Below are 25,588 nucleotides of genomic sequence, written 5' to 3'. Positions count from 1 at the left end.
AGGCGGCTTGCCAGACAGACCTTTCCTGTCCGCCCGGCCCTTCGGCGACCGACTATATGCCCGGTTCGACCATGGTCAACAGAGTTTCAACCATTTTTTCTGGTTGAAATTTTTTGGCTCAAAATCGTGAAATTGCGATGCTGGTTTTTTGATCAATGGCAGAGCGTACGCATTGGCCGAAAATCACAATAATTCGCGAATATTGGCACATTTTGGCGTGATATGGTCACATAATCGGCATCGGATTTTGTCGCGCTTAAGCATTGTGCAGAGTCAAAAAAAATAAAACCAATAAATCTGGTTGATTTATAATGGTTGGGATGTGTAGCCTTGAGTGACCAGGTTCGCTGCCGTCCGGATGCGAGCGGATGTCGAGGGATTACCATTCGGGAGAGCGCAGATGGACACGAGCGTGTCGAAGACCAAGGCGGGCATTGCCCACCGCCTGAAGACCGGCGAAGAATTCAAGGCCTCGCTCGATGACGGCCGCCAGCTCTGGGTCGGCGGCAAGAAGGTCGAGAAGGTGACGGACGAGCCGGCGCTCGCAGCCGGCATCGACCTTTTGGCCTCGATGTTCGATGACCAGTTCACCGAAGAATACGCCGATGCCACCACCTATCTGGAGCCGACGACCAATGAGATCGTCAGCCGTTCCTGGCAGGTTCCGCGCAGCCAGGCGGACCTCGTCGATCGCCGCAAGATGATCGAATATACCAGCCTGAAGACCGGCGGCACGTTCGGCCGCCCGCCGGATCTGGCGCCGGCCATCGCCGTCGGCCTTGCCGCCTATCTGCCGACCTTCAAGAAGAAGAAATCGCTGATCGACGGCTGCATCCCCGACTTTGCCGAAAATATCGAGCGCTATATCGCCTATGGCCGCGACAACAACCTGACGGCCTCCGAAAGCCTTGCCGGTCCGCAGACCGACCGTTCCGATCCGAAAGCTGCGGAAGGCTCGCTCCTGCGCGTCAAATCGGTCGAGGCCGGCGGTATCCGCATTTCCGGGGCAAAGACGGTCGGCTCGATCGCCGCCCAGGCGAACGAGATCTTTTTCACCAATCTCGGCGGCATCCAGTCGACGCCTGCGGATGCCTGCGTCTGGGGTTCGGTGCCGATCAACACGCCCGGCATCAAGATGATTTCGCGCGAAATGGTGTCGGAGCCTGGCGCCGATCCGTTCGATCATCCGGTCTCGCATCTCGGCGAAGAGGCCGATCAGTTCATTGTCTTCGACAATGTCTTCGTGCCGACCGACCGCATTTTTAATCTCGGTGATCCGAGCGCCATGTCCTGGTACGGCCCTGTCTGCGTCTTCGCCCATTGGCACGTGCTGACGCGCCTTGCGGTCAAGGCCGAACTTTTTGTCGGCGCTGGCCAGATGGTGCTGGAAGTGCTCGGCACCGACAAGATCCCGGCCGTGCAGATGATGCTCGGCGAACTGATCGAATATGCGCAGACGCTGCGGGCCTTCATCGTTGCCGCCGAAGCACTGGCCAAGCCGACCGAAGCGGATGTGATGGCACCTGATGTCGGCATGCTGACGGCTGGTCGGCTTTATTCGATTCAGCATTATCCGCGCATCATCCACACGCTGCAGGAGCTCTGCGGCCAGGGTCTCGTCATGCGCTTCGGCAAGGCGGCCTTCGAAAACCCGGATATCGGCCATTACCTGAAGGACCTTCTGCCCGGTCATGGCGTCTCCGCCATGCAGAAGGAATTGCTGATGAATTTCATATGGGACATGACGAGCGGCGCGCTCGCCGGCCGCGTGGCGCTGTTCGAAAACGTCAATTCCAGCCCGGCGCCGCGCCTGCGCGCCCGCCTCTATGAAGAGGTGAAGCGCGACGGTTTCGTCGCGCAGGTGAAGAAACTCGCCGGCATGGACTGGTAGGCCGACGGCATAAAAGGACGGCGCATCGCCGCGCCGTCCGCATTCCCTTCAAGAGAGTTTTGACATGCAGAACGCCGACACTGTCGTCGATGCCTTTTATCGCGCCTATAACGAGCATGACGCCGATGCCGCGATCGGCCTTTATGCGGAAGGCGCGCGTCATGAGGAAATCGCCTTCGGGTCCGAGCGGCATGGCCATGAGGATCTGAAGAAGGGGCTGAGCGGCCTGTTTGCAATGATGCCCGACGTACACTGGCGCGAGCGCGAACGCATCCGGTCCGCGGCGCATGTGGCGATCCTCTACGAGATGACCGGTACATTCACGCCGAAACCGAAGGAAGGTATGCCGCCCGCGCTTCCCAAATCCGTCTCTCTGAACGGCCTGCATGTCCTCGAAATCGTCGATGGCCATATCTCTGTCAGCCGCGACTATTGGGACAAGAGCGATTTTCTTGCGCAGATCGCATGACGCCGCTTCTCAACGAGCTGCCGGATCGACTGGGTGGCATGCGTCGCCTCCGGGGATGGCTGCCGATCTTGGCTCTTGCGGCCGTCTTTTCCTATCTGCTCGTGCTGGTCGGGTTTCCGGCCGCCACGCTTCTGGGCTCCATGTTCGCCGGGATCGCCTTCGGTGTCGGCGGCACCCAGCTTTCCGTGCCGAAGCCGATCTACACGCTGGCGCAGGGGTTTGCCGGTGTCTTCATCGCCCGCAGCCTGACGCCGTCCATCCTGGTCGATGTCGCAGCCCACTGGCCGATGCTGATCGTCATGACGGTGCTGACACTGTTTTGCGCCTTCTTTGTCGGCTGGGTCCTGAACCGCTGGGGCGGCGTCCCGAAAATGCCGGCCATCCTCGGCAGCCTGCCCGGCATGTCCGGCGCCATGGTCATCATCGCCCATGAACGCGGCATAGACGGTCGTGTCGTGGCACTGATGCAATATACGCGGCTCGCCAGCGTCATCGCGGCCGTTTCGCTGATGACGCATTTTCTGCCGAATATCGGTGCCGGTGCGGCGGCCGAAACGGCCGTTATCGGGTGGTCGGATTGGCTTTCCGTGCTGATCTCGGGGCTGATTGCGGCAAGCGCGCTGGTTGCCGCGCGTTTTCGGTTTCTGCCCGCAGCCGCCATGCTGTTTCCGATGATCGTTGGCGCGGTGCTGGAAGCCTCCGGCACGTTTCATATCGTTCTGCTCGATCCGGTGATCGCGCTGATCTTCGCGGTGATCGGCCTCGAGGTCGGGCTGAAATTCACCCGCGCCTCGCTGTCGCAGCTGGCGCGCATGATCCCGGCCATCCTGATCTCCTGCGTCGCGCTGCTCGTGCTCGGCGGCTTGCTTGCGCTGTTGCTGCGGCTCGTCATGACGGTCGATCCGCTGACGGCTCTGCTGGCCACAGCACCCGGCAGCACGGAGACGGTCGCGATCGTCGCGGTCGCCGGCCATGCGGAAGTCTCCGTCGTGCTTGCCTTCCAGACGGTGCGCATGTTCGTCGTTGTCCTATTCGGGCCGATGATCATGGAAAAGCTGGCCCGTCTGCCGATCTGGAGATCCTGACATGACGGGAAGTGGCCTGATCTTCCCCGCACCTGACATTTCGATCGTCAATTTCAAAGTCTCTGAAGAGACCCGTTTTGGAGAAAAGCCATGGCCATCAGTGATCCGGATTTCGTCATCGCCTGGAAACAGGTTCTGGAAATGTGCAAGGTCAAGGCCGGTGAGCAGCTGACCATTTTGACCAGCGACGATTCCAACCCGCAGATCGTCGCCACCTGCCGGATTGCCGCCACCCAGATCGGCGCCGTCGTCTCGCTCCTCAACCTGCCGCCGATGAATGGCGAAAAGGCGCTGAGCCGCGACAAGTCCGGTTATGTCGGCAAGACGGCGCTCGCCTTCAACAGCGCGGCACTCGCCTGCCTCAAGGCCAGCGACATGGTGATCGACACGATGCAGCTGCTTTTCTCGCCGGAGCAGGAACAGATCCTGAAAGGTGGCACCCGGATGCTGCTTGCCGTCGAGCCGCCGGAAGTCATGCTGCGCATGATGCCGACCATGGAAGGCAAGGCGCGCGTTCTCGCCGCCGAAAAGCTTCTGAAAAAAGCGAAGGTGATGACAGTCACGTCCAAGGCTGGCACCGATTTCCGTTGCGCGCTTGGCCAGTATCCGGTGCTGACGCAATACGGTCTGGCGGATGAAAAGGGTCGCTGGGACCATTGGCCGAGCTGCTTCGTCGCGCGCTGGCCGGATGAGGGGACCTGCGAGGGCACGATCGTCATCGACGAGGGCGATATCATGCTGCCCTTCAAGATGTATGCCCGCGACCGCGTCGTGCTGACCATCGAGAAAGGTTTCGTCACGAAGATCGAAGGCGGCTTCATGGCCGACTACATGAAGGAATTCATGGACAGTTTCGATGCGCCGGAAGCCTATGCCATGGCCCATGTCGGCTGGGGGCTCGAGCCGCGCGCCTCGTGGACGCAGCTCGGCCTCTACGATCCGGAATCCGGCCTCAGCATGGATTCCCGTACCTTTGCCGGCAATTTCCTGTTCTCGACCGGGCCGAATACCGAAGCCGGCGGTACGCGCGACGTGCCCTGCCATCTCGATATTCCCCTGCGGAAATGCTCGCTTTCGCTCGATGGTGAGGCTATGACGATCGAAGGCAAGGTCGTTCAGCCGCCGATGTAACAAGAGCCGATGCTCCGGGTCGCGGCCCCTGCTGAGGGTCGCGACCACACCATAAACGAAACTCCGTTGCCGTCAGGCCGCTTTGAGCCCTGCCGTGATCGCGGAAAAGAGCGTGTCGATTTCCTGCTCCGAAATGACGAGCGGAGGGGAGAGGACGATTGTGTTGGCGACGGGACGTATCAACACGCCCTGTTCGAAGCAGTAGTCATAGACCTTCTTCGCCATCGCCTTGCCGCTTGCGACGTCCGTCCCGAGTTCGATACCGGCAAGCAGGCCGAGATTGCGGATGTCGACCACGCCCGGCAGACCTGTCAGCGCATGAACGCGTTCCTGCCATAAGGGCTCGATTGAAGCGGCATGAGCAAAAATGCCTTCCTCAAGATAGACGTCGAGCGTCGCGAGTGCTGCGGCCGAGGCGAGCGGATGGCCGGAATAGGTGTAGCCGTGCGAAAACTCGACGGCACCCTGCGCGGCATTCCCCATCAATGCCTCGTGGATTTGGCCGGAGGTGATGACGCCGCCCATTGGAACGGCACCATTGGTCATGCCCTTTGCGATGGCAATCAGGTCCGGCGTCACGTTGAAGCGATCGGCCGCGAAAGGATGGCCGAGACGGCCGAAGCCGGTGACGACTTCGTCGAAAATGAGCAGGATGCCGTAACGCGTGCAGATTTCCCGCAGGCGTTCGAGATAACCGACCGGAGGCACAAGCACACCGGTCGAACCCGCCACCGGCTCAACGATGACAGCGGCGACGGTCGAGGGATCATAGGTCTGGAACATCTGTTCCAGAGCGTCGGCAATCTCGGCGCCATGTGTAGGCTGACCGAGGCTGAACGCGTTGCGGGCCGGGTCATGGGTATGCGGCATATGGGCCGCTCCCGGCAGAAGCATGCCGAACTGCTTCTTGTGCGGCCCCATGCCGGCTGCAGACAGGCCACCGAAGCCGACGCCGTGGTAACCGCGCTGGCGGCCGATGATGCGCTGCCGCTGCCCTTCTCCGCGGGCATGATGATAGGCGAGGGCAAGCTTCAGCGCCGTGTCGGTCGCCTCGGATCCGGAATTCGTGAAGAAGACGTGGTCGAGACCTTCCGGAGTAATCGAGGTCAGCCGATTGGCATATTCGAAGGCGAGGGGATGGCCGAAGCCGAAGGATGAGGCGAAATCAAGCTGGGCGGCCTGTTTCTGGATTGCCTCGACGATCTTCGGATGGCCATGGCCGGCATTGACGCACCACAGGCCGGCAATGCCGTCGAGCAGCTTGTGGCCGTCGTTCATGTGATAATACATGCCCTTGGCGCCGGTGACGATCTGCGGGGCCTTCTTGAAGCTGCGATTGGCCGTGAACGGCATCCAGTAGGCTTCGAGCCAATTGGCATTGAGTTGCTGTTGCGTGTCCATGGGATCCGCCATCTTTCGGGGGAGGTTGTCGTTTCGGTGGTGCTGCAAGGCAGCCGAAGCTGCCTGTCGTCAGCGCATCAGGCGGCGATCCCGAGGGTCGGCGTCGCTTTCAGCAGTGCCTGCGTATAGGGATGCTGTGGATGGTCCAGAACCTCGCCGACCGTTCCCTGTTCGACGATCAGTCCCTGTTCCATCACCACGATACGGTCGGCGACCCGCGATACGGCGCCGAGATCGTGGGAGATGAACAGGCAGGCGAAGCCATGGTTTTCCTGCAGTCTCCGGAACAGATCCAGCACCTGTTTCTGGATTGTCATATCGAGAGCCGAGACCGGTTCGTCGGCAACCACGAAGGCCGGATTGCGGATGACGGCGCGGGCAATCGCGACACGCTGCCGCTGGCCGCCGGAAAGCGCGTGCGGAAAACGATCGCCAAGCCCGGTAAGGCCGACCTCGTTGATGATCTCGGCCACGCGTTCCGCCTTTTCCGCGCGGTTGAGCTTTGGTCCATGGGCGAGTGGTTCGCCGATGATTTCCGAAATCTTCTGGCGCGGATCGAGAGAGGAATAAGGGTCCTGAAACACCAGCTGGCATTGCAGGCGATAGTCGCGGGCAAACGCCTTGTCGGCCGTCGCCATCGAGCGGTCACGAAACAGGATGTCGCCACTGGAAAGCGGCAGCAGGCCGAGCATGGCGCGTCCGAGCGTCGTTTTACCTGAGCCCGAGCCACCGACAACGGCGACGACTTCGCCCGGCTGCACGCCAAGCGAAACACCCCGCACGGCAAGCTTCTTTTCGGCCGCACTGAACATGTTGCCGGCACCTGAAAAGGTCACCTCGACATTGCGTGCCGCGATCAGAGGTGGTGCAGCAGCAAGCGGCTTGCGGCTGTAGTCCCGTTTCGGCAGGGCGTCGATCAGCGTGCGGGTATACTGTTCCTGTGGCCGGTGAAGCACATCCTCGACCGGCCCCGTCTCGATCAGCTTGCCACGCTCGAGAACGATCACCTTCTTTGCATACTGCGCCACGAGGCCGAGATTGTGGGTGATCAGCAGAACGGCCGTGCCGAAGGTCCGTGTCAGATCGACCATGATTTCCATCACCTCGCGCTGCGTCAGCGTGTCGAGTGCGGTGGTCGGTTCATCGGCGATCAGCAGTTTCGGCCGCAGAAGCATGACCGAGGCAAGCATGATGCGCTGGCGCATGCCGCCGGAAAACTGGTGCGGATAGGCGGCAAGGCATGCCTGCGGGTTCGGTATTTTCACGCGTTCCAGCATCTCGGTTGCGCGGGCCAGCGCCTCCTCGACGGTGAGCTTTTCATGCAGCCGCAGGCCTTCGGCCAGCTGTGCGCCGATCGTCATGGCCGGGTTGAGGGAAACCATCGGCTCTTGAAAGACCATGCCGATCTCGGCGCCGCGCACCTTGCGGATCTCGCCGTCCGACATTTTCAGCACATCGCGGCCCTGAAACAGGATTTCTCCCGATGTCGGCCTGATCGCCTTGGGCAGAAGCCGCATCGAGGCGCGCGCGGCAACCGTCTTGCCGCTGCCGCTTTCGCCAACAAGTGCCACGATGCTGCCGGCCTCGACGTCGAAAGAGACGTCGTGGAGGATCGGAAAACCGTTCGAGGTCGTGACGCGCAGATTGCGGACGGCAAGAAGTGGGGAGGAGGTTATCGCGTTCATCACCTTTGCTCCGTTCTCGGATCGAAGCGATCGCGCAGGGCGTCGCCGAGAAGGTTGATGCCGAGCAGTGTCAGCGAGATGCAGATACCGGGGGCAAGGCCGAGCCAGGGCGCTTTTTCGATATAGGTGCGCGCGGCAGACAGCATATTGCCCCAGGTCGGTGCCGGTGGGGGCACGCCAAGGCCGAGGAAACTCAGGCCGCTTTCCGCCAGAACCACCCAACCGAACATCGAGGTTGCGAGAACCACGATCGGCGCGGTGCAGTTCGGCAGGACATGCCGGAACATGGTGGTGAATTCCGAATTGCCGATGACACGCGATGCCTCGACATATTCTCGCTCACGGGCGGAGAGCACGCTTGCCCTGACGATGCGCAGCACAGAGGGTGCGTAGGCGATGCCGAGCGCGAGGATGATGCCGTATTTGTTCGGCCCGGAAATCACCATCAGGCCGAGTGCGAGCAGGGTTCCTGGAAAGGCGAGAAGCGCATCGCTGAACACCATCAGGATACGGTCGACCAGACCGCGGGTATAACCGGCGATCAGGCCGGTAATCGTGCCGAGCGTGATCGCGAAGACGACGGTGAGGATGGCGACCGTCATGCTCTGCACGGCGCCGGCCATCAGACGCGAGACAACGTCGCGGCCGAATTCGTCCGTTCCGAGCCAGAACTGCGCCGATGGCGGCTTTAGCCGGGCGATGAGCTTGATCGCCGCCGGATCATAGGGCGTCCAGAACAGGGCGATGATCGCCATGCCGCCGATGAAGATCAGCAATGCCGAGCCGATGAGAAGGTTTGCGGGTTGCCGGATCATGATGCGGTCACCCGCGGATCGAAGAGCGGATAACAGAGATCGACGATCAGGTTGACGATCACGTAGATCAAGGCCGTGAATAACAGACATCCCTGCACCACCGGATAATCGCGTGCGAAGATCGCATCGACGAGAAGGCGCCCGAGGCCGGGCAATGTGAAGACGGTTTCGAGTACGGCGATCCCGCCGAGAAGGCCGCCGAGAACAAGGCCGATCATGGTCCAGGTCGGCGCAAAGGCGTTGGGCAGGACATGCCGCAGCAGCACCTTTCGTTCCGAAAGCCCCTTGGCGCGGGCATGCATGACATATTCCAGCCGCAGGATCTCGATCGCGCTGGCACGCATCATCCGGGTCAGCACGCCGACCTCGATCAACATCAGCGTCACGATTGGCAGGATGACATAGGTGATCGCCGTCCAGGGCTTTTCGCTAAAGGGCACGAAGCCGACCACCGGCAGCCAGCCGAGATTGAGGCCGAAGATCAGAAGCAGGATCAGGCCGAGCCAGAAGCTCGGAACCGACATCAGCAGCGTCGAGGCGGCGACGATCGCCACATCGACATGCCCGTTCTGGCGCCAGGCGGCGATCAGGCCGGCCGGGATGGCGATCAGCGTCGCAAGGCCGACAGCAACGAGAACGATGGTGGCGCTGACCTGAAAACGATCCAGCATCAGCGGCAGGACTGGCGCCCCGTTGGAGATCGAATGGCCGAGGTCACCCCGGACGACATTGCCGAGCCAGTAGAGGAATTGCAGCGGCACCGGCTGGTCCAGCCCAAGGCTGGCCCGCAGGTTCGCGAGCTCTTCCGGGCTGGCGCTGTCACCGAGGATCAGCTGGGCCGGATCGCCGGGGATCATCCGCACAAGGAAGAAGACCATGACCGCGACGATCAGCAGTGTCGGAAGCGTCCACAAAAGACGCTTGCCGATATATTTCCAGAGGGCGTGCATGGATCACTTGCCCGGGGCGAAGGAGACACCCCACATGCGCGCGTAACCGACCGGCCAGGTCTTGTAGCCCTCGACATCCGAACGGACCGCGCCGATACGGGTACCGGAATAAAGCGGGATGATCGGAACGTCTGCGCGGATCATGCCTTCGAGCTTGTCGAAGATCGCCTGGCGCTTCGCCTCATCAGTGATCGTCGTGCTTTCAGCGATCAGTTTCAGCCCGTCGGGATTATCCCAGACCTTGTTCGGGCTCTTGTCCTTGTTGCCGCTCACCATGTCATAGGAGAGCGAAGGGTCGAGGCGCGCAGAATAGGTGAAGGACATGGCGCTGTAATTGCCGGTCGTATAGCGGTCGAGAAGCGTCGCCCAGTCGAGTGTTTCGACCTCGATGTTGATCCCTGCTTCCTGTGCCATGGCCTGGACGAGCACGGCGGAATCGAAGAGGGACGGATAATATTTGGTCGCCAGCCATTTGATCGGCTGGCCCTTGTAGCCGGCTTCTGCCAGCAGTTTCTTGGCTTCCTCGATATTGCGGGTAGGGATCTGTTTTTCCGCAGCACCCGAATACGGGCTGGGAACGGGGATAACCGAGGCGCTCGGTGCCGACTGGCCGTTCGTCAATGCTTCGGTGATCTGCGGGATATCGAGCGAAAGCAGCAGGGCCTTGCGGATGCGGGCATCTTTCAGAAGCGGATCGCGCGTCTGGAAAAGAAGCCCGGTCAGGCCCATTGCCGCGACCTTGTCGACCTTGAGCTGGCCGCTCTTGGTCATGTCGTCGATATCGGCATTATTGACGTCGGCGAGCACGTCGATATCGCCGGAATAAAGCGCGGCCTTGGCGGCGGCGTCGTCAGGGATGACCATGAAGCGGACGGCGCCGATCTTCGGGGTCTTGTCGCCGACATAACCGGTGCGCTCACCGCCGGGCGAGACATAGTTCGGGTTGGCTGCGAGCTCGACATACTGGCCGCTGCGCCATTCCTTCAGCATGAACGGACCGGTGCCGACCGGCTTTACCCATTTGCCATCGTTGCCGAGCGAGCTCTTCTGATAGATGCCGGTGCCGCCACAATCAGTGCGGGCGAGCGTTGCAAGGAAGAGCGCGGTCGGCTTTTCCAGCGTGTAGACGACGGTCGATGCGTCCGGCGCGGTAACGCTCGTGACATTGGCGACACCGGAGCCCGTGACATCCTTCAGGCAACGCCATGCGGTCTTCGGGTCGACATAGCGCTGCCAGGAGCTCAACACGTCGGCGGAGGTCAGCGCCTCGCCATTGCTGAACTTCAGGCCGTCGCGCAGCTTGAACGTATAGGTCTTGCCGTCCTCGGAAATATCCACCGACTTTGCCAGAAGCGGAGCGACCGATGCATCGTCGCGATAACCGACAAGACCCTCGACCATATGCAGGACGATGGCATCGCTATTGGCATCGCGGTTGACGCCGGGATCCGTCGAGCGGATGTCGGCATTGATGCGCACGCGCATCATCTTGTCCTGCGCCATGGCGGAGCCGGCCGTCGTAGCGAGCACGGCCGTCATTGCTGTCATCGTCAACAGATTGCGGTATTTCATCGGAGGCTCCCGTTCTTGTTCCCTTATGGATTTTTTGGTCAGGCAGCAGCGGTCTCAGCCCGGCCGGGCTGTTCGATCGGCTTTATCTGCATGTCGAGGCTGTATTTCCAGAAATGTGCACCGAGCGCCGGCAGAAGGGCGACTTCGATCCGGCCCTCTGCCGGCACCATGACGATCGTCGCAACCGTCGCGGACTGGTTGTTGGAAAGCGGCGATTTGCGCGGCGGGCGGCAGACCGAATAGGGCGTTTCGAACATGTCCGACAGGGCGTCCTTCACCGTATCGACAGTGATCCGCCCTTTGTGCGGCTCCAGCAGCTGGCGAACGCGAAGGTCGCGATAGAGGCTGTCCGGCATGTTGTTGATGCCCTTGTCGAGCAGTTTCGACAGGGCGACCGGGCTCTGGAAGTGATTGGCATGGACAAGGATACCGTCCTGCGGATGCACGAGGAAGGTCTCGTCCGGCGCGCATTCGAAATCGATCGCAATGCCATGCACATGGCCGATCATCATGTTGTTCGAGGCCGATTTGCGTGTGCCATAGACCGCCTGCATGGACATGGCCAGCTGATCCTGTTCAAGCACCTTGCGGCGGATGATGGCGAGCGGCACGCCGAGCTCGCGATAATCGCGATCCGTTTCCAGATAATTGCCGCTGATCGTGATGCCGGCGGAGTTGAAGCCGGTGCGGGCAAGGCCGCCGGCCTCGGTGAAGGTGATGATGTCAGGCCCATCCTCGCGCTTGATCTTTAACACGATCGCGGTCTCGGCGCATTCGGCCTTCCAGTCCCAGTTCTGGGCGTGGATGAAGCTGTTGTCCTGACTGGCAGAAGGCATGATGAAGACGCCGGTGCAGCCGTCGGACTGAATGAAATCCTGCTGGCCTTTTTCACGGCGGCGGGCCAGTTTCAGGATTTCCGTTCGCGCATTCAGGAGCAGGATCGCCGAAAGGTCCTTGTTGACCGCGCGGGCGATGCCCTTCATTTCCTCGATATACTGGCTGCCGTAATTCTCGATGGCGCCCGCGAAACGATCGATCATCGCGGCGAGATCGTCGTCCTTCAGGCCCGAGGAATGAAGTTGATCCTTGTAATGATCCACACCTCTGAGTATGCGCTCGGCCGCCTGTTCGCCATATTGATGGCCGCGCTCCAGCGGCGTACCGGAAACTTCGACGAGCGGGCAGGGAAGAGGCAGGGTCATGGCATTCAGTTCCGAACTATGAACAGGGATGAGGGCAAGTTCGATTGCCTTCGCCTAAAAAGTATTTCATAAAACAAAAACCAAAATTTGCAGGAAGGCAAGCGGAAAATGTCGGATGCAAGCACACCACTTCAACAGGACCTGATGCGCCGCATCGTTGGGGTCATTCACGAAGACGGGCTACAGCCGGGTGCGAGGCTTAGGCAGAACCAGCTCGCCGAGCGTTTGCGCGTGTCCAGAACGCCCGTGAGGATGGCGCTGGAACTCCTTGAGGCGCAAGGGATATTGCAGCATGAGCCCAATCGCGGAATGACGCTCGTCATGATCCCGCCGCTGGTCGATGTCGAACAGGCCGATCCGGCGGACGAGGAGCTTCTTGTCGCCGTAGCCCGCCTGCGCCGCGAAGGAAAACTTTCGGATCAATTTGCCGAACTAGAGCTGATGCGATTGACGGACCGCGAGCGCACGGCTGTGCGTCAGGCCTTGATCAAGCTCGAGGATCTGGGGGTGATTCAGCGTCGGCACGGTTATGGCTGGCAGTTCGTAAGCCCGGTTCGCGACATGCGGGCTCGCGCGGAAAGCTATAATTTCCGCCTGCTGATCGAGTGTGCGGCGATCCTCTCGCCGGAATTTTCACTGTCGAAGGAGTGGATCGCGTCGATGCGCAAGCGGCACGAAGTCATGCTCGCCAGCCGCTGGACCGAAGCTTCAAGTGTAGCCCTGTTCGAGATGAACGCGGATTTTCATCTTGGGATCAGCGCCGCCTCCGGAAACCGCTATATCGCGGAAGCGATGAACCGCCAGAACCAGCTACGCCGGCTGTCGAACTACAACTGGCAGCATGGGCCGGAGCGCGTCGTCACCACCTGCCGCGAGCATCTGGAAATCCTTGACCGGCTGGAGCACGGCGACAATGAGGTCGCGGCGGCGCTGATGCGCAAGCATTTGACGGGCGCCCGAGGCACAGTCGCCAACTAGTTGTATTTTATATCTCAAAAATCATTTCTTGATGCAGCCCACGTTAGCAAGCTGACCGCTGAAGGGGGCGGCATCGAAGTCTGGCTTGCCCAGCGATCCGGGCAAGCGAAATTATGACTACCCTTCCGCAGCCTTCAAAGATTCGCGGCCTGCGAGGTCTTGCGTCCACTCTCGATCAGCGCCTTGGTATAGTCTTCGCGCGGCGCCAAGAAGATCTGCTCGGTCTCGCCTTGCTCGACGATTTCGCCGCGCTTCATGACAATCGTCCGGTCGCAGATCTGCCGGATGACGGCGAGATTGTGCGAGATGAAGACATAGGTGAGGTTCAGTTCCGCGCGCAGTTCCTGCAGGAAGTCGAGTACCTGCGCCTGGACCGAAATATCGAGCGCTGACGTCGGCTCGTCGAGGATCAGGAGCCGCGGGTTGAGCGCGATTGCGCGGGCAATGCAGACACGCTGCTTCTGGCCGCCGGAAAGCTCGTGCGGATAGCGGTATTTGAACGTCTTCGGCAACTGCACGATGTCGAGCAGCGCTTCCGTGCGCGCCTCGATATCCCGGCGGCTCATATTGGTCTGGATGCGCAGCGGCTCGCCGATTGCATCACCGATCGTATGGCGGCCGTTGAGGGCTGAATGCGGGTTCTGGAAAACGAACTGCATGTGGCGGCGCATCTGGCGCAGCGGCTCTCCCGACAGGCCGGAAATATTCTGGCCGTCGAAGATGATGTCGCCCGAAGTCGGTTTGATCAGACGCAGCAGCATGCGCGCCAGCGTCGACTTGCCGGAGCCGCTTTCGCCGACCACGCCAAAAATCTCGCCGGTCTTGACCGCGAGGCTGATCGACTTGACGGCCGTCACCTCGCTACCCGACTGGCTGCGATAGACCTTCTTGAGGTCGATTGCTTCCAGCAGATGGCCGGGCTTGGCGGACGGTGTCTCTGCCGCCCTCGCCGCCGCCTTTTCGGGCGCGACGTCGATATCCGGCACGGCGGCGAGCAGGCGCTGCGTATATTCGTGTTGCGGACGATTGAGGATGTCGCGGGTCAAGCCCTGCTCGACGATCTCGCCCTTGTACATGACGGCGCAGCGCTTCGCGACGGTCGCGATCGCGCCGATATCGTGGCTGATCATGATGACGGTGAGATTGAGCTTTTCGACCAGCGAATTGATCAGGTCCAGCACCTGCGCCTGAACGGTCACGTCCAGTGCCGTCGTCGGCTCGTCGGCAATCAAGAGATCCGGCTTGCCGGCGAGCGCCATGGCAATCAGGATGCGCTGGCGCATGCCGCCCGACAGCTGGTGCGGATATTGCGAGAAGAGCATCGATAGATTGGGCAGGCCGACCTGATCGAGCAGTTCCTCGGTGCGGGCACGCCGCGCGGCCTTCGACGAAACGCCCTGACCGGCCGCCTTTTCATGCGCGGCGATGACATCGGAAATCTGCCGCCCGATCGAAAAGAGCGGGTTGAGATAGGTCATCGGGTCCTGGAAGATCATCGAGATGCGGATGCCCCGGATCTTCGTCCAGTCCTTTTCCGGCAGTGCCGTGATGTCCTGGCCGTCGAACGAGATCGAACCCTCGACGACCCTGGAATTGCGCGGGCCGATCCCCAGCACCGAGCGCACCAGAACCGTCTTGCCGGAACCGCTCTCGCCGACGATGCCGAGCGTGTCGCCGCGGTTGACCGTGAGATTGATGCCTTTCAGTACATGCACCGGGCCGTCGAACGTGCCGATGTCGAGCCGGTAGTTCTGGATATCGAGAAGAGCGATCATCGGTCGCGGCTCCTTGGATCGAGAATGTCACGCAAGCCGTCGCCAAGCAGGTTGAAGCCGAGCACGGTGAGGAAGATCGCTGCACCGGGGAAAAGCGAATACCACCACCAGTCCGGCATGTAGGTGCGGGCAACCGAGATCATCGCGCCCCATTCCGGCGACGGCGGCTGTGCGCCGAGGCCGATGAAGCCGAGGCTGGCCGCAGACAGGATTGCCATGCCCATGTCCATGCTCATCTTGACGATGATCGGCGACAGGCAGTTGGGCAGGATATGATGCCAGAGGATCCAGGGCGTCCTTGCCCCGATCGAGCGGGCGGATTCGATGAACAGTTCTTCCTTCACCGACAGCGTTTTCGCTTCCACCAGTCGCACATAGCCCGGCCACCAGACGATCGCGAGCGCCAGAACGCAGTTGGTGATGCCGGGGCCAAGCGCCGCGACGATGGCGAGTGCCAACGCAAGGCCGGGAACGGCGAGAAAAAGTTCGGTGACGCGCATGATGACCGCGCGGACCCAGCCGCCGCGATAACCGGCGAGGATGCCGAGTGGAACACCGATCAACGCGGCAAGGCAGGTGATCACCACGCCGATCCAAAGCGACGTCCGCGCACCCATGATGACGCGAGAAAAGATGTCCGCGCCCATTTCATCGGTGCCGAACCAATAGGTGCTGCTCGGCGGCTGCAGCTTTGCCGACATGTTGATCGCGCCGCTCGCAGCTTCCGGATAGGGCACGAGGAGCGGACCGAAAGCGGCAAGCAGAAGAAAGAGCACGACGAGCGTCAGGCCGAGCATCGAAGAAAAGCTCTTCCGGAACATGTGGGCGTAGAGCCGCCACTGGCGGATCTGGCTTGCATGGCGTTCGCGGAACGTCAGCGGGCGCTGTGTGTCTGCCGAGGCGGCGATCTGGGTGTCGATTTGTGAGTTCATGGGTTCAGCCGTCATCACGCTTTCCTGAGACGCGGGTCGATCCAGGCATAGGCAAGATCGACGAGGGTGTTGGCGACGATGAAGAAGAAACCGATCATCAGCGTCACGCCCACCACGGGTTTGAAATCGGAAGACAGGGCCGAAGACACGGCATAAAGCCCGATGCCCGGCCAGTCGAACACGGTCTCGACCAGAACGGTCGAGCCGAGCATCCAGCCGAAGCGCAGGCCGATCATCGCAAGCGTGGGCAGCATGGCATTCTTCAGCGCATAACAGGCCACGATGCGGAAGGACGAGATGCCATGCGCGCGCGCCGCGACGATATAGTCCGACTGCAGCACCTCGATCATCTCGGCGCGGTTGACGCGCAGGATGGAGGCGAGACAGGGGAAGGAAAGCACGATCGCCGGCAGAATGATATGCTGCAGCGAGACCCAGAAGGTCGAGAAGCGGCCCGAAATCAGACTGTCGACCAGCAGCAGGCCGGTGACGGTGTCCGGCGGGCGGGTGACGAGCGGCAGGCGGCCCGAAACCGGCAGCCATTCCAGGTCGACGGAAAAGGTCAGCTGCAGGATGATGCCGAACCAGAAGGCTGGCAGGGCCACGCCCGAGATCGAGAAGATACGGGTTATCTGGTCGAGTGGGCCGTCCTTGTAGACGGCCGAAAGCATGCCGAGCGGAACGCCGACGATGATGCCGAGGAACATGGCGACGAAGACCAGTTCCAGCGTTGCCGGGGCATAACGCATCACCTCTTCCAGCACCGGTCGCGTCGTCACGATCGAGGTGCCGAGATCCGCCCGCGCGAGATCGCCCATATAGACGAAAAACTGCTCGGGCAGCGACTTGTCGAGACCATATTCGGTGCGGATGGTCGCCACCATATCTTCGGTGGCATTCGGCCCTGCCACGAGGCGGGCCGGATCGCCGGGTGCGACATTGGTGATGAGAAAGGTCAGCGCCGCGATGCCGATCATCGTGCCGATTAGTGTCAGCACCTTGCGGAAGGCGAATGTCAGCATCGTCTTCTCCTATACGTTTGAAACTGCGCATGGCCCGCGGTTGGGAGGCGGGCCATGCGCATCACTCTGGCCACAAAGAGGGGACTGGGCCAGACTTTATTCAGCCTTTACCCAGAGCGGGTAGAGGTCGACTTCGCCGGTGAAACGAACGGGGCTGAAGTTGAAGCCCTGCAGGTAGTCACGGCGTGCCCAACGGCGGTTCTGCAGCATGCCGAACACTTCCGGCTGGTCGGCGACGATCTGCGTCTGGATGTCGGCATAAAGCTTTGCACGTTCATCCCAGTTCGACGAGGAACGGGCCTTGTCGATCATCTCGGTGACCTTCGGGCTGTCGTAGAACATCATCGCGAAATACTGGCCCCAGCTGTTCTTGTGATACTGGTAGGCGACGGCATCCGGATCGGTCGAGACCGGGGTCGTATAGACCGAGGTCATGGCCGGCGAGGTCTCGACCTTGGAGCCGTTGGCGACCATGTTCGGCCACTGTTCCGGCTTGATCTCGACATTGATGTTGAGCGGCTTCAGGCTGTCGAGCAGCACGAGGCCGATACGGCGGGCTTCTTCGAGGCCGGCGACGTGAACGTAAGGCAGGGTGATGCCGCCGTTCGGGTAACCGGACTTGGCCAGATATTCCTTGGCCTTTGCAAGATCCTTGCGCGGAATGCCGGGCACGTCGATATGGCCCTTCATCGCATCCGGGATCGGGCTCGTTTCAAGCGAGGCAGCACCGTTATAGACCTGGATCAGCGCATCATAGTCCATGGCATAGGCGATCGCCTTGCGCAGGTTGATGTCGGCGGTCGGGCCCTGCTGGGTGTTGAACTTGATGCCGAACGTGGTCATGCCCTTGTGATCTTCGATCGCAATGCCCTTGGCACGCGCGATCTGGACATAGTCGTCCGGCGTCAGGCCTTCGACGATATCGGCCTCGCCGCGCTGCAGGGCAGCCTTCTGGGCGGCAGGCTCGCGGATGATCTTGTAGATCACGCCGGCCGGGCGGTTCTTGTCACCCTGCGGCCAGCCCTTCCAGTAGTCGGTCACGGCTTCGGCTTCATACAGAACGTTCGGTTCCCAGCGGCCGAGCTTGAACGGGCCGGAGCCTGCTTCATGGTCGGTCAGCCACTTCTGGCCATAGTCGTTGTCGACTTCGTTCGCCTTCACCTGGGCCGGGTTGACGATGTACCACCAGGGCAGGAAGGACAGGAAGGGCGTGTAAGGTGCCTTCAGGTCGAACTTGACGGTATAGTCGTCGACGACGCTGATGCCTTCCGGCGCCAGAAAGTCCTTGAGCATCCAGGCGACGCCCTTGTTGAGCTTCAGGCCGCGCTCGAAGGAGTAACGGACAGCCTCAGCGGTGACCGGGTCGCCATTATGAAACTTTGCGTTCTTGACGAGATGGAAGGTCCAGGTCTTGCCATCGGCGCTGGTTTCCCACTTTTCGGCGAGCCACGGCTTGATCTCGGCCGGGTCGCCTTCGTACTTGACGAGGCCGTCATAGACCGCCTGCTGCAGCATGCGGGTCGACCAGTCGTAGCGGATATGCGGATCGAGAACCGGGATCGCCTGGCGACCGCCGAACACGATGACATTGCCCTTGTCGGTACGCTCGAAAGCGCCAGCCGGGGTCGCGAGAACCGACGAGGCGAGAAGCCCCGCGATCGCGATATTTCTGAAGATCTTGCCGAGCATGTAGTTCCCTCTCTTATTAAACGGCTTCCGGTGAGATTGAATTTCGGGTCAGAGCATCTGCCGCACGACGCCTGCAACGAGGCGGCGCGACAGGAGCACAGGCGCATCGATCGCATTGCGGACGGTTTCGTGCATGTCGGCCGAATAACCCATGCAGTGCATGACGATGAGATCGCAGCCCTCGAGCAGTTTCGCGCGCTCGCCCATGTCGTCGCCGGCGTAAGGCGAGGCGGAAACGAGGCTCGGATTGCCCGGCAGGATATGGCGCTCTTCGAAATCCCTGATCTGGCGTTCCAGCGGCACTATGACGCCGAGCTTGCGCGCCGATGCGGCGAGCGCCTCGACGGTCGAATCGACGATGCGCTGGGCTTCGACGACGAGCGTGTTCTTCAGCGGATCGATCCGCGTGCCGGTGCAGAGCAGGACGATGATATCGAATCCTTCGCCGTCGATCTTCTGCAGCAGGACATTCAATTTTTCTTCCGTCAGGGCCTTGGAGGAGACGATCTCCTCGCCGCTGGCAAGACGGGTCGCAAAGGAATGTTCGCCATCCTTCGCCCGCATCGCATCGAGTTCCGCAGGGCTCATCCCATCCAGAACACCGAATTCCTGATGCACGATGCGGCCTTCCGGCAGGCCGACGGTGATCTCGGCCATCATTTCAGGAACCAGATCGACGCGGGGCGTCTGGCCGATGGTGACGAATGCAATCTTGGATGTGGAAGGCATGCTCTCGTTCATTCCCTGCATTTATCGTGTTGGCAGGGAGCCTAACGCTCGAATACGCAGCTTCTCTATAGGGTAATGCCCCTAGAGCGACACAATTCCGTCATGTCTTTGGTGATCGTTTTTGAGGCATTTTGCGTTTTTTACGCAATTTTCTTGCGCAAATGCGATTATTTTCGTTACGGATGACCAGCCGCGACCACCATCCGGATCAGCGCATTGGAGGAGGTCACCTCCATCTTCGCCATCACGTTGGACCGATGGATCTCGACCGTCTTCGGGCTGATATCGAGCTGGCGGGCAATCGCCTTGTTCGACAGGCCTTCGGCAACCAGAGACAGGACCTGTCTTTCGCGCGGCGTCAGGCGCTGCAGCTTTTCGGAAAATTCCTGCGGTACGCCGGGCAAGGCGACCGGATGCGTGCCGTGCAAAAGCAGGCGAATGGCGCTGGCGACGATACGTCTCGCAAGCACGACGGGTTTGCCGCTCGCCTTGGCAACTGTCTGCCGGTCCGTCTCGGTAAAACTTACGGAATTCAGGACGATGATCTCCGAATCGGCGAGATCGAACAGGGCGCTTGCGAGCAGCCTCTTGTCGCCATCGGCAGCATAACTCGCGGTCACCTTATAGGGCGCGAGCGCCGGAATATCGAGCTCGTCGATCTGCTGCTGCAGCGGCTGGATCAGGCCGACGGCGGAACCGTGCGCGGCCAGGGAAATGACGGTAGATTCCATCGCCCGCTGGGCGTTGACCATCGGGCAGGTGCTCTCGAAATCGCGAAACAGGCCGGTCGAGAGGATCACTACCAGATCGAACTCGTTCGGCTGGAAGGCGGCGGCGATCTTTGCCATGCGCTCGGCGATCCGCGGCTTCGAAACGACGATATCGCTGCCATCTGCAAGCCGGGTGACGATACTCGTCTCGCCCGGACGGATCCTGAACGCATTGATTTCCGCCTCGGAAAGCCCATCCAGCGCACCGATTTCCAGGGCCTCGATCGGTAGATCCAGGCTTTCCAGCATCTCGTCGATAATGTCGGCGCGCGGCGACTGGCCGACGCTCAGAAACATGACGCGATGCGGCGGTTCCGCCGCGTCCGCGACAGGCGAAGACGGAGTGCGTGTGTTCTTCGTCACGGGCAGGGAAACGGTCCTTCTGATCGCATCGGCAGGTTCGTTCTAGGCACGCACAAATTAAAGGCAAGTTCATTCTAGGGGCAGTCCCCTATAGGCACAGCTCGCCTCTCATGGCTAGGTTCTAGCACATTATTCGGAGGCAAACATGATCCGTGATTTCGAAGCAAGCGAGATTGATCCGCTTGCCGTTGGTGCCTGGATTCTCGGGACCGGCGGTGGTGGCAGCCCTTATCTGGCGCAGCTCAACCTGAAAAAACTCTACAAGGACGGTAAGCGCGTCAAGCTTATCGATCCGAACGCGCTCGATGACGGCGATGCCGTTGCAGTCGTGTCGAAGATGGGTGCGCCGCTGGTCGGCCAGGAACGTCTGGTCGATCCGGCCCATCTCGCCCGCGCCATGCAGCTGATGGAAGAATATACCGGCCGCAAGTTCCGCGCCGTGATGAGCGTCGAGATCGGCGGCGGCAATGCGCTTTCGCCTTTCCTCGCAGCCGCCATGCTGGATATTCCGGTCGTCGATGCCGACGCGATGGGCCGCGCCTATCCCGAAGCGCAGATGACGAGCTTTGCCATCGGCGACCTGCCGATGTACCCGCTGACGCTGGTCGATTGCCGCGACAACGAGGCGATCGTCGCCAAGGCCGCTTCGTGGAAGTGGATGGAGCGTATCTCGCGCAAGATCTGCACCGAAGTCGGCTCCACGTCTGCCACCTGCAAGGCACCGCGCACCGGCAAGGAAGTCAAGGAATGGGGCGTGCTCCATACCGTGACCAAGGCCGTCAGCCTCGGCCGTGCCGTGCTTGAAGCCCGCGCCGCCCATACCGACCCGATCGAAGCCGTTCTGGCGCATGAAGGCGGAAAAATCCTGTTCAAGGGCAAGGTTGCCGATGTGGATCGCACCACGACCGGCGGCTTTTTGCGCGGTGCGGCGATGATCGACGGCCTTGATGCAGATCGCGGCGCCAAGGTTGAACTCGCCTTCCAGAACGAATGGGCGGTCGCCTTCCGCGACGGCCAGCCGATCGCCATGACCCCTGACCTGATCTGCCTGCTCGACACCGTGTCGGGTGAAGCGATCGGCACGGAAACGGTGCGTTACGGCCAGCGCGTCACGGTCGTCGCCCTGCCGGCGCCGGCAGTGCTGACCAGCCCCAAGGGCCTCGAACATGTCGGCCCACGCGCCTTCGGATATGATCTGGATTTCAAATCGGTGTTTGCAGCATGAAGCGGATCGGAATTGACGTCGGCGGCACCAACACGGATGCCGTTCTCATCGATGGCGAGAAAGTCGTCTCGGCCATCAAGTTTCCCACCACCGCGGATGTGATGCAGGGCGTCGTCAACGCCATCGGCCATGTCGTTGCCTCGCAGGCGCCGGGCGCTTCGCCGATCGACGCCGTGATGATCGGCACGACGCATTTCACCAATGCCGTTGTCGAGCGTGCCCGCCTGGAACGTATCGCCGCGATCCGTATCGCCATGCCGGCCGGCGCCTCGCTGCCGCCGATGATCGACTGGCCGGATGACTTGCGCGACAGCGTCGATCCGCTTTCCTTCATGGTCCATGGCGGCCATGAATATGACGGTCGTCCGCTGGTACCACTCGCTCGCGACGAGATCCGCGACGCCGCGATGAAGATCCGCGACGCGGGCATCACCTCCGTCGGCATCACCGCGCTCTTTTCGCCGCTGACGGCGGAATGCGAACTAGAAGCTGCCGAGATCGTCCGTTCGATCATTCCGGATGCACGTATCACGCTCTCCCATACGCTTGGCCGTATCGGCCTTTTGGAACGCGAAAACGTCACGCTTCTGAACGCCGCACTTCAGGGCCTCGGCCGCAAGACGATCGATGCCTTCAAGGATGCTCTGGTAACGGCAGGCGTTAATGCGCCCTTCTACCTGACGCAGAACGACGGCACTGTGGTTCTGGCGGATGTCGCTGCGGCCAACCCGGTCTACAGCTTTGCCTCCGGCCCGACCAATTCCATGCGCGGCGCAGCCTTCCTGACCGGCCTGAAAGAGGCCATGGTCATCGATGTCGGCGGCACGACCTCCGATATCGGCTGCCTCGTCGGCGGTTTTCCGCGGGAGGCCAACAATGTCGTCGAAGTCGGCGGTGTGCGCACCCTGTTCCGCATGCCCGATCTTCTGCCGATGGCTCTCGGCGGCGGCACGATCATCGATCCGGAAACCCGCAAGATCGGCCCGCGTTCGGTCGGTTACCGCATCACCGAAAAGGCGCTCGTCTTTGGCGGCGATACGCTGACCACGACCGACGTTGCTGTCGCAGCCGGCCTCGTCGAAATTGGCGACCGTGATCGCGTGAAACATCTCGACAAGGCGATGGTTGCCGACCTCCTGAAGCGTATCGAAGCCATGGTGGAAGACGGTGTAGACCGGATGAAGACCTCGGCAGAAGGCGTCAGCCTGATCGCCGTCGGCGGTGGTGCCTTCCTGATCCCTGAGAAGCTGAAGGGCGCCAGCGAAGTGCTGCGCGTCGAGCATGCCGGTGTCGCCAATGCGCTCGGTGCTGCCATGGCGCAGGTTTCCGGCGAAGTCGACCAGGTCTTCTCCGACATGTCGCGCGACAAGGCGATTGCCGAGGCGGACCGGATTGCCCGCGAACGGGCGATCGAATCCGGTGCCGATCCGAAGTCGATCGTCACGCTCGATACGGAAGACATTCCGATCGCCTACCTGCCGGGCGATGCCCGCCGCGTGCGCGTGCGCGTCGTCGGCGATATCGCCTTCATGAAGAGCGAGCAGAAGCAGGCTTCGTAAACGCTCGAAACTGCGATAGATATCTGGAAACCAAGCATCCCTGATCCTGAACCGGTCAGGGATGTTTTTATTCGAATTCAAAGGGATGCGTCATGAAGGCCATGTATTACGAAGCGTTCGAACAGACGCCGGAAATCAGGACGCTTCCCGATCCCGAGCCGACCTTCGGCGGTGTGGTCATCAAGGTCGGCGCAACGGGCCTTTGCCGCAGCGACTGGCATGGCTGGAAAGGCCATGATCCGGATATCCAGCTGCCGCACGTGCCTGGCCATGAGCTCGCCGGCAAGGTCGTGGCGACAGGCAAGGGCGTGATGCGCTTCAAGGTCGGCGATCGTGTCACCGTGCCTTTCGTTTCCGGCTGCGGCCATTGCTCCGAATGCCATTCCGGCAACCAGCAGGTCTGCCCAAGCCAGTTCCAGCCCGGTTTCACCCACTGGGGATCCTTCGCCGAATATGTGGCGATCGATTACGCCGATACCAATCTCGTTACCCTGCCGGAAGAGATCGGCGACGCGACCGCCGCAAGCCTCGGCTGCCGCTTCGCCACCTCCTTCCGCGCTGTTGCCGATCAGGCCCGCACCGGCCCGGGTGACTGGGTTGCCGTGCATGGTTGCGGCGGGGTCGGCCTGTCGGCCATCATGATCGCGACCGCACTCGGCGCCAATGTCATCGGCATCGATCTGACCGAGGACAAGCTGGCGCTCGCCCGCCAATGCGGTGCGGTTGCGACCATCAATGCCGGCACAGTGCCGGATGTCGTGGACGCCGTGCGCGAAATCACCAAGGGCGGCGCGCATGTGTCCATCGATGCGCTCGGGCATCCGACGACCTGCTTCAACTCGATCAAAAATCTCCGCCGCCGCGGCCGGCATGTGCAGGTCGGCCTGATGCTGGGAGAGCATTCGACACCGCAGATCCCGATGGCGCAGGTCATCGGCCACGAACTGGAAATCTATGGCAGCCACGGCATGCAGGCCTGGCGTTATGATGCCATGCTGACGATGATCACCTCGGGCAAGATGACGCCACAACAGCTGATTTCCAAGCGGATAGGCTTGGCCGATGCCATTCCCGAACTGATGACGATGGACAGAGCCGAGACGCCCGGTATCGCTGTCATCACGAGCTTCTGAAAAACGGACATTGCCTGAGAGCAGGCCGCTCAGAGCGGAGTGAGCCTGACAAGGCGCCCGGGACTGTCGTCCTCTATGACCCAGACGGCGCCGTCCGGAGCCACGGCGACGTCCCTGATGCGCGCACCGAGATCCCATCGGTCGACTTCGTCTGCACCACCCTTGCCATCGAGGGTGACACGCACCAGTCCCATCGATGCAAGCCCGCCGATCAGGGCTGAACCCTGCCAGGCGGGAAACATGGTGCCTTGATAGAACGCCAGTCCTGCCGGTGCGATGACGGGGTTCCAGTATAGCGGCGGGGCGGCAAATTCCGGCCGTGTCGCGTGCCTTGGTATCGGTGTCCCGTTATAATTATCGCCATTCGAAACTTCGGGCCATCCATAGTTCTTGCCGGGTTCGATCCGGTTGAATTCATCGCCGCCGCGCGGCCCCATCTCGTGCAGCCACAGCTGGCCGTTCGGCGCAAAGGCAAGGCCATAAGGGTTGCGATGTCCCATCGTCCAGGTCTGCGCACGGACGCCGCCATCGGCTGCATGGGGATTATCGGATGGCGTGGTTCCGTCGAGATTGAAGCGCAGGACCTTGCCCAGCGCCTGATCGGGATCCTGCGCCGTCGAAGGCCGCATGCGGTCGCCGGAGGTGAGGAAGAGATGTTGTCCCGAAGGGTCGAAGGCGATGATGCCACCGGGCTGGCCGCCGGAACCCTTCGGCATCTGTCGCCAAATCACCTTGAGGTCTTCCAGCTCCGCCCGCGGGCCGGAGACGGCCAGGGTCGCCCGGGCAAGCGCGAGGCTGCTTCCACCGGCGCCGGGCTCGACGTAGGTGAGGTAAACTTGCCTGTCGCTCTGAAAGCGCGGAGAGGGGGCAATGTCGAGCAGACCGTTCTGCCCGGAGGCGGCGACAGCAGGGACATTGCCGACCGGCGTCTTGCGACCGCTCTGGGTCACCAGAAAAATCGCGCCCGGCTTTTCCGTCACCAGCAGGCGGCCATCGGGGAGGAAGGCGATTGCCCAGGGCGTATCGAAACTGGCGATTTCGCGGACGGCAAATGGCTTGGCGGACTCGGCCTGCCGGCTCCCGGCATTGATGCTCTGTGCGCCGGCCCCGCAGGTTACGGTTATGACCAGCAGACCTGAAAGAAGTGCCGTCTTGAACCTGTTTATCATCGCTGACCTCTCGTCCTGACGCGTGTCGTGAAGTGTGTGGTGA

The 25,588-nt window shown here is 61.3% G+C and carries 21 protein-coding genes; 8 read left to right on the top strand and 13 right to left on the bottom strand.

The genetic code is table 11. The features are described from left to right. The first annotated feature begins 400 nt into the window (after positions 1–400). The 4 genes from FHW37_RS02715 to FHW37_RS02700 all read left to right on the top strand — a co-directional run bounded on the left by FHW37_RS02715 (position 401) and on the right by FHW37_RS02700 (position 4,576). Positions 401–1,891, top strand: coding sequence for a 4-hydroxyphenylacetate 3-hydroxylase N-terminal domain-containing protein (locus FHW37_RS02715; RefSeq protein WP_145632135.1), 1,491 nt, complete (start codon positions 401–403; stop codon positions 1,889–1,891). Positions 1,892–1,955: 64 nt separating this feature from the next. After that, a complete protein-coding gene (locus FHW37_RS02710; RefSeq protein ID WP_145632133.1) occupies positions 1,956–2,360 on the top strand; it encodes a nuclear transport factor 2 family protein in 405 nt (134 codons plus the stop codon). Beyond that, complete coding sequence (locus FHW37_RS02705) at positions 2,357–3,445, top strand: AbrB family transcriptional regulator (protein ID WP_145632131.1); 1,089 nt, start codon at positions 2,357–2,359, stop codon at positions 3,443–3,445. The genes FHW37_RS02710 and FHW37_RS02705 overlap by 4 nt, the downstream gene beginning before the upstream one ends. Before the next feature lie 90 nt (positions 3,446–3,535). Continuing rightward, positions 3,536–4,576, top strand: a complete 1,041-nt coding sequence (locus tag FHW37_RS02700; protein WP_145632129.1) for a 2,5-dihydroxypyridine 5,6-dioxygenase — start codon at positions 3,536–3,538, stop codon at positions 4,574–4,576. Positions 4,577–4,648: 72 nt separating this feature from the next. Here the strand turns inward: FHW37_RS02700 and FHW37_RS02695 are convergent, their stop codons facing one another. The 6 genes from FHW37_RS02695 to FHW37_RS02670 all read right to left on the bottom strand — a co-directional run bounded on the left by FHW37_RS02695 (position 4,649) and on the right by FHW37_RS02670 (position 12,201). Then, positions 4,649–5,977, bottom strand: coding sequence for an aminotransferase class III-fold pyridoxal phosphate-dependent enzyme (locus FHW37_RS02695; protein ID WP_145632127.1), 1,329 nt, complete (start codon positions 5,975–5,977; stop codon positions 4,649–4,651). Positions 5,978–6,054: 77 nt separating this feature from the next. Then, complete coding sequence (locus FHW37_RS02690; RefSeq protein ID WP_145632124.1) at positions 6,055–7,662, bottom strand: dipeptide ABC transporter ATP-binding protein; 1,608 nt, start codon at positions 7,660–7,662, stop codon at positions 6,055–6,057. Beyond that, positions 7,662–8,477: an ABC transporter permease gene (locus FHW37_RS02685; RefSeq protein WP_145632122.1), complete on the bottom strand. Its 816-nt coding sequence runs from the start codon at positions 8,475–8,477 to the stop codon at positions 7,662–7,664. The genes FHW37_RS02690 and FHW37_RS02685 overlap by 1 nt, the downstream gene beginning before the upstream one ends. Further along, positions 8,474–9,427 (bottom strand): ABC transporter permease, encoded by a 954-nt coding sequence (locus FHW37_RS02680; RefSeq protein WP_145632120.1) that lies wholly within the window; start codon positions 9,425–9,427, stop codon positions 8,474–8,476. The genes FHW37_RS02685 and FHW37_RS02680 overlap by 4 nt, the downstream gene beginning before the upstream one ends. A 3-nt stretch (positions 9,428–9,430) precedes the next feature. Then, positions 9,431–10,999: an ABC transporter substrate-binding protein gene (locus FHW37_RS02675; protein ID WP_246690640.1), complete on the bottom strand. Its 1,569-nt coding sequence runs from the start codon at positions 10,997–10,999 to the stop codon at positions 9,431–9,433. 38 nt (positions 11,000–11,037) lie between these two features. Then, on the bottom strand, positions 11,038–12,201 hold the full coding sequence (locus FHW37_RS02670) for a C45 family autoproteolytic acyltransferase/hydolase (protein ID WP_145632118.1): 1,164 nt from the start codon (positions 12,199–12,201) through the stop codon (positions 11,038–11,040). Between the two features lie 108 nt (positions 12,202–12,309). On the opposite strand from FHW37_RS02670, the gene FHW37_RS02665 reads away from it, so the two are divergent. Further along, positions 12,310–13,179, top strand: a complete 870-nt coding sequence (locus FHW37_RS02665; RefSeq protein ID WP_145632116.1) for a GntR family transcriptional regulator — start codon at positions 12,310–12,312, stop codon at positions 13,177–13,179. A 134-nt stretch (positions 13,180–13,313) separates the two neighbouring features. Here FHW37_RS02665 and FHW37_RS02660 read toward each other — a convergent pair whose 3' ends face one another. The 6 genes from FHW37_RS02660 to FHW37_RS33990 all read right to left on the bottom strand — a co-directional run bounded on the left by FHW37_RS02660 (position 13,314) and on the right by FHW37_RS33990 (position 20,459). Then, the gene (locus FHW37_RS02660; protein WP_145632114.1) at positions 13,314–14,954 is read right to left on the bottom strand and encodes an ABC transporter ATP-binding protein; all 1,641 of its coding nucleotides are present in this window, start codon (positions 14,952–14,954) and stop codon (positions 13,314–13,316) included. Next, on the bottom strand, positions 14,951–15,901 hold the full coding sequence (locus tag FHW37_RS02655) for an ABC transporter permease (RefSeq protein ID WP_246690639.1): 951 nt from the start codon (positions 15,899–15,901) through the stop codon (positions 14,951–14,953). Before FHW37_RS02655 ends, FHW37_RS02660 begins: the two co-directional genes overlap by 4 nt. Continuing rightward, a complete protein-coding gene (locus FHW37_RS02650; RefSeq protein WP_145632111.1) occupies positions 15,901–16,908 on the bottom strand; it encodes an ABC transporter permease in 1,008 nt (335 codons plus the stop codon). The genes FHW37_RS02655 and FHW37_RS02650 overlap by 1 nt, the downstream gene beginning before the upstream one ends. A gap of 96 nt (positions 16,909–17,004) precedes the next feature. After that, the gene (locus FHW37_RS02645; RefSeq protein ID WP_145632109.1) at positions 17,005–18,597 is read right to left on the bottom strand and encodes an ABC transporter substrate-binding protein; all 1,593 of its coding nucleotides are present in this window, start codon (positions 18,595–18,597) and stop codon (positions 17,005–17,007) included. Positions 18,598–18,645: 48 nt separating this feature from the next. Further along, a complete protein-coding gene (locus tag FHW37_RS02640) occupies positions 18,646–19,326 on the bottom strand; it encodes an AroM family protein (RefSeq protein WP_186458117.1) in 681 nt (226 codons plus the stop codon). Positions 19,327–19,502: 176 nt separating this feature from the next. Further along, positions 19,503–20,459 (bottom strand): AroM family protein, encoded by a 957-nt coding sequence (locus FHW37_RS33990; RefSeq protein WP_432442820.1) that lies wholly within the window; start codon positions 20,457–20,459, stop codon positions 19,503–19,505. 145 nt (positions 20,460–20,604) lie between these two features. Between FHW37_RS33990 and FHW37_RS02630 the strand changes: the two genes are divergently transcribed. From FHW37_RS02630 to FHW37_RS02620, 3 genes are all read left to right on the top strand, one after another. Beyond that, the gene (locus tag FHW37_RS02630) at positions 20,605–21,684 is read left to right on the top strand and encodes a DUF917 domain-containing protein (RefSeq protein ID WP_112455483.1); all 1,080 of its coding nucleotides are present in this window, start codon (positions 20,605–20,607) and stop codon (positions 21,682–21,684) included. Further along, positions 21,681–23,243 carry a hydantoinase/oxoprolinase N-terminal domain-containing protein gene (locus FHW37_RS02625; protein WP_145632105.1) on the top strand — a complete coding sequence of 521 codons (1,563 nt, stop codon included), beginning with the start codon at positions 21,681–21,683 and terminating at the stop codon, positions 23,241–23,243. The genes FHW37_RS02630 and FHW37_RS02625 overlap by 4 nt, the downstream gene beginning before the upstream one ends. Before the next feature lie 92 nt (positions 23,244–23,335). Next, positions 23,336–24,376 carry a zinc-dependent alcohol dehydrogenase family protein gene (locus FHW37_RS02620; RefSeq protein WP_145632103.1) on the top strand — a complete coding sequence of 347 codons (1,041 nt, stop codon included), beginning with the start codon at positions 23,336–23,338 and terminating at the stop codon, positions 24,374–24,376. A gap of 29 nt (positions 24,377–24,405) precedes the next feature. Here the strand turns inward: FHW37_RS02620 and FHW37_RS02615 are convergent, their stop codons facing one another. Continuing rightward, positions 24,406–25,545: a PQQ-dependent sugar dehydrogenase gene (locus FHW37_RS02615; protein ID WP_145632101.1), complete on the bottom strand. Its 1,140-nt coding sequence runs from the start codon at positions 25,543–25,545 to the stop codon at positions 24,406–24,408. Positions 25,546–25,588 lie beyond the last annotated feature (43 nt).

This window comes from Neorhizobium alkalisoli, assembly GCF_007829835.1.
Lineage (GTDB): Bacteria > Pseudomonadota > Alphaproteobacteria > Rhizobiales > Rhizobiaceae > Neorhizobium.
Note: the sequence above shows the minus strand (reverse complement) of the source record. Positions and strands in the feature narration are given on the sequence as shown.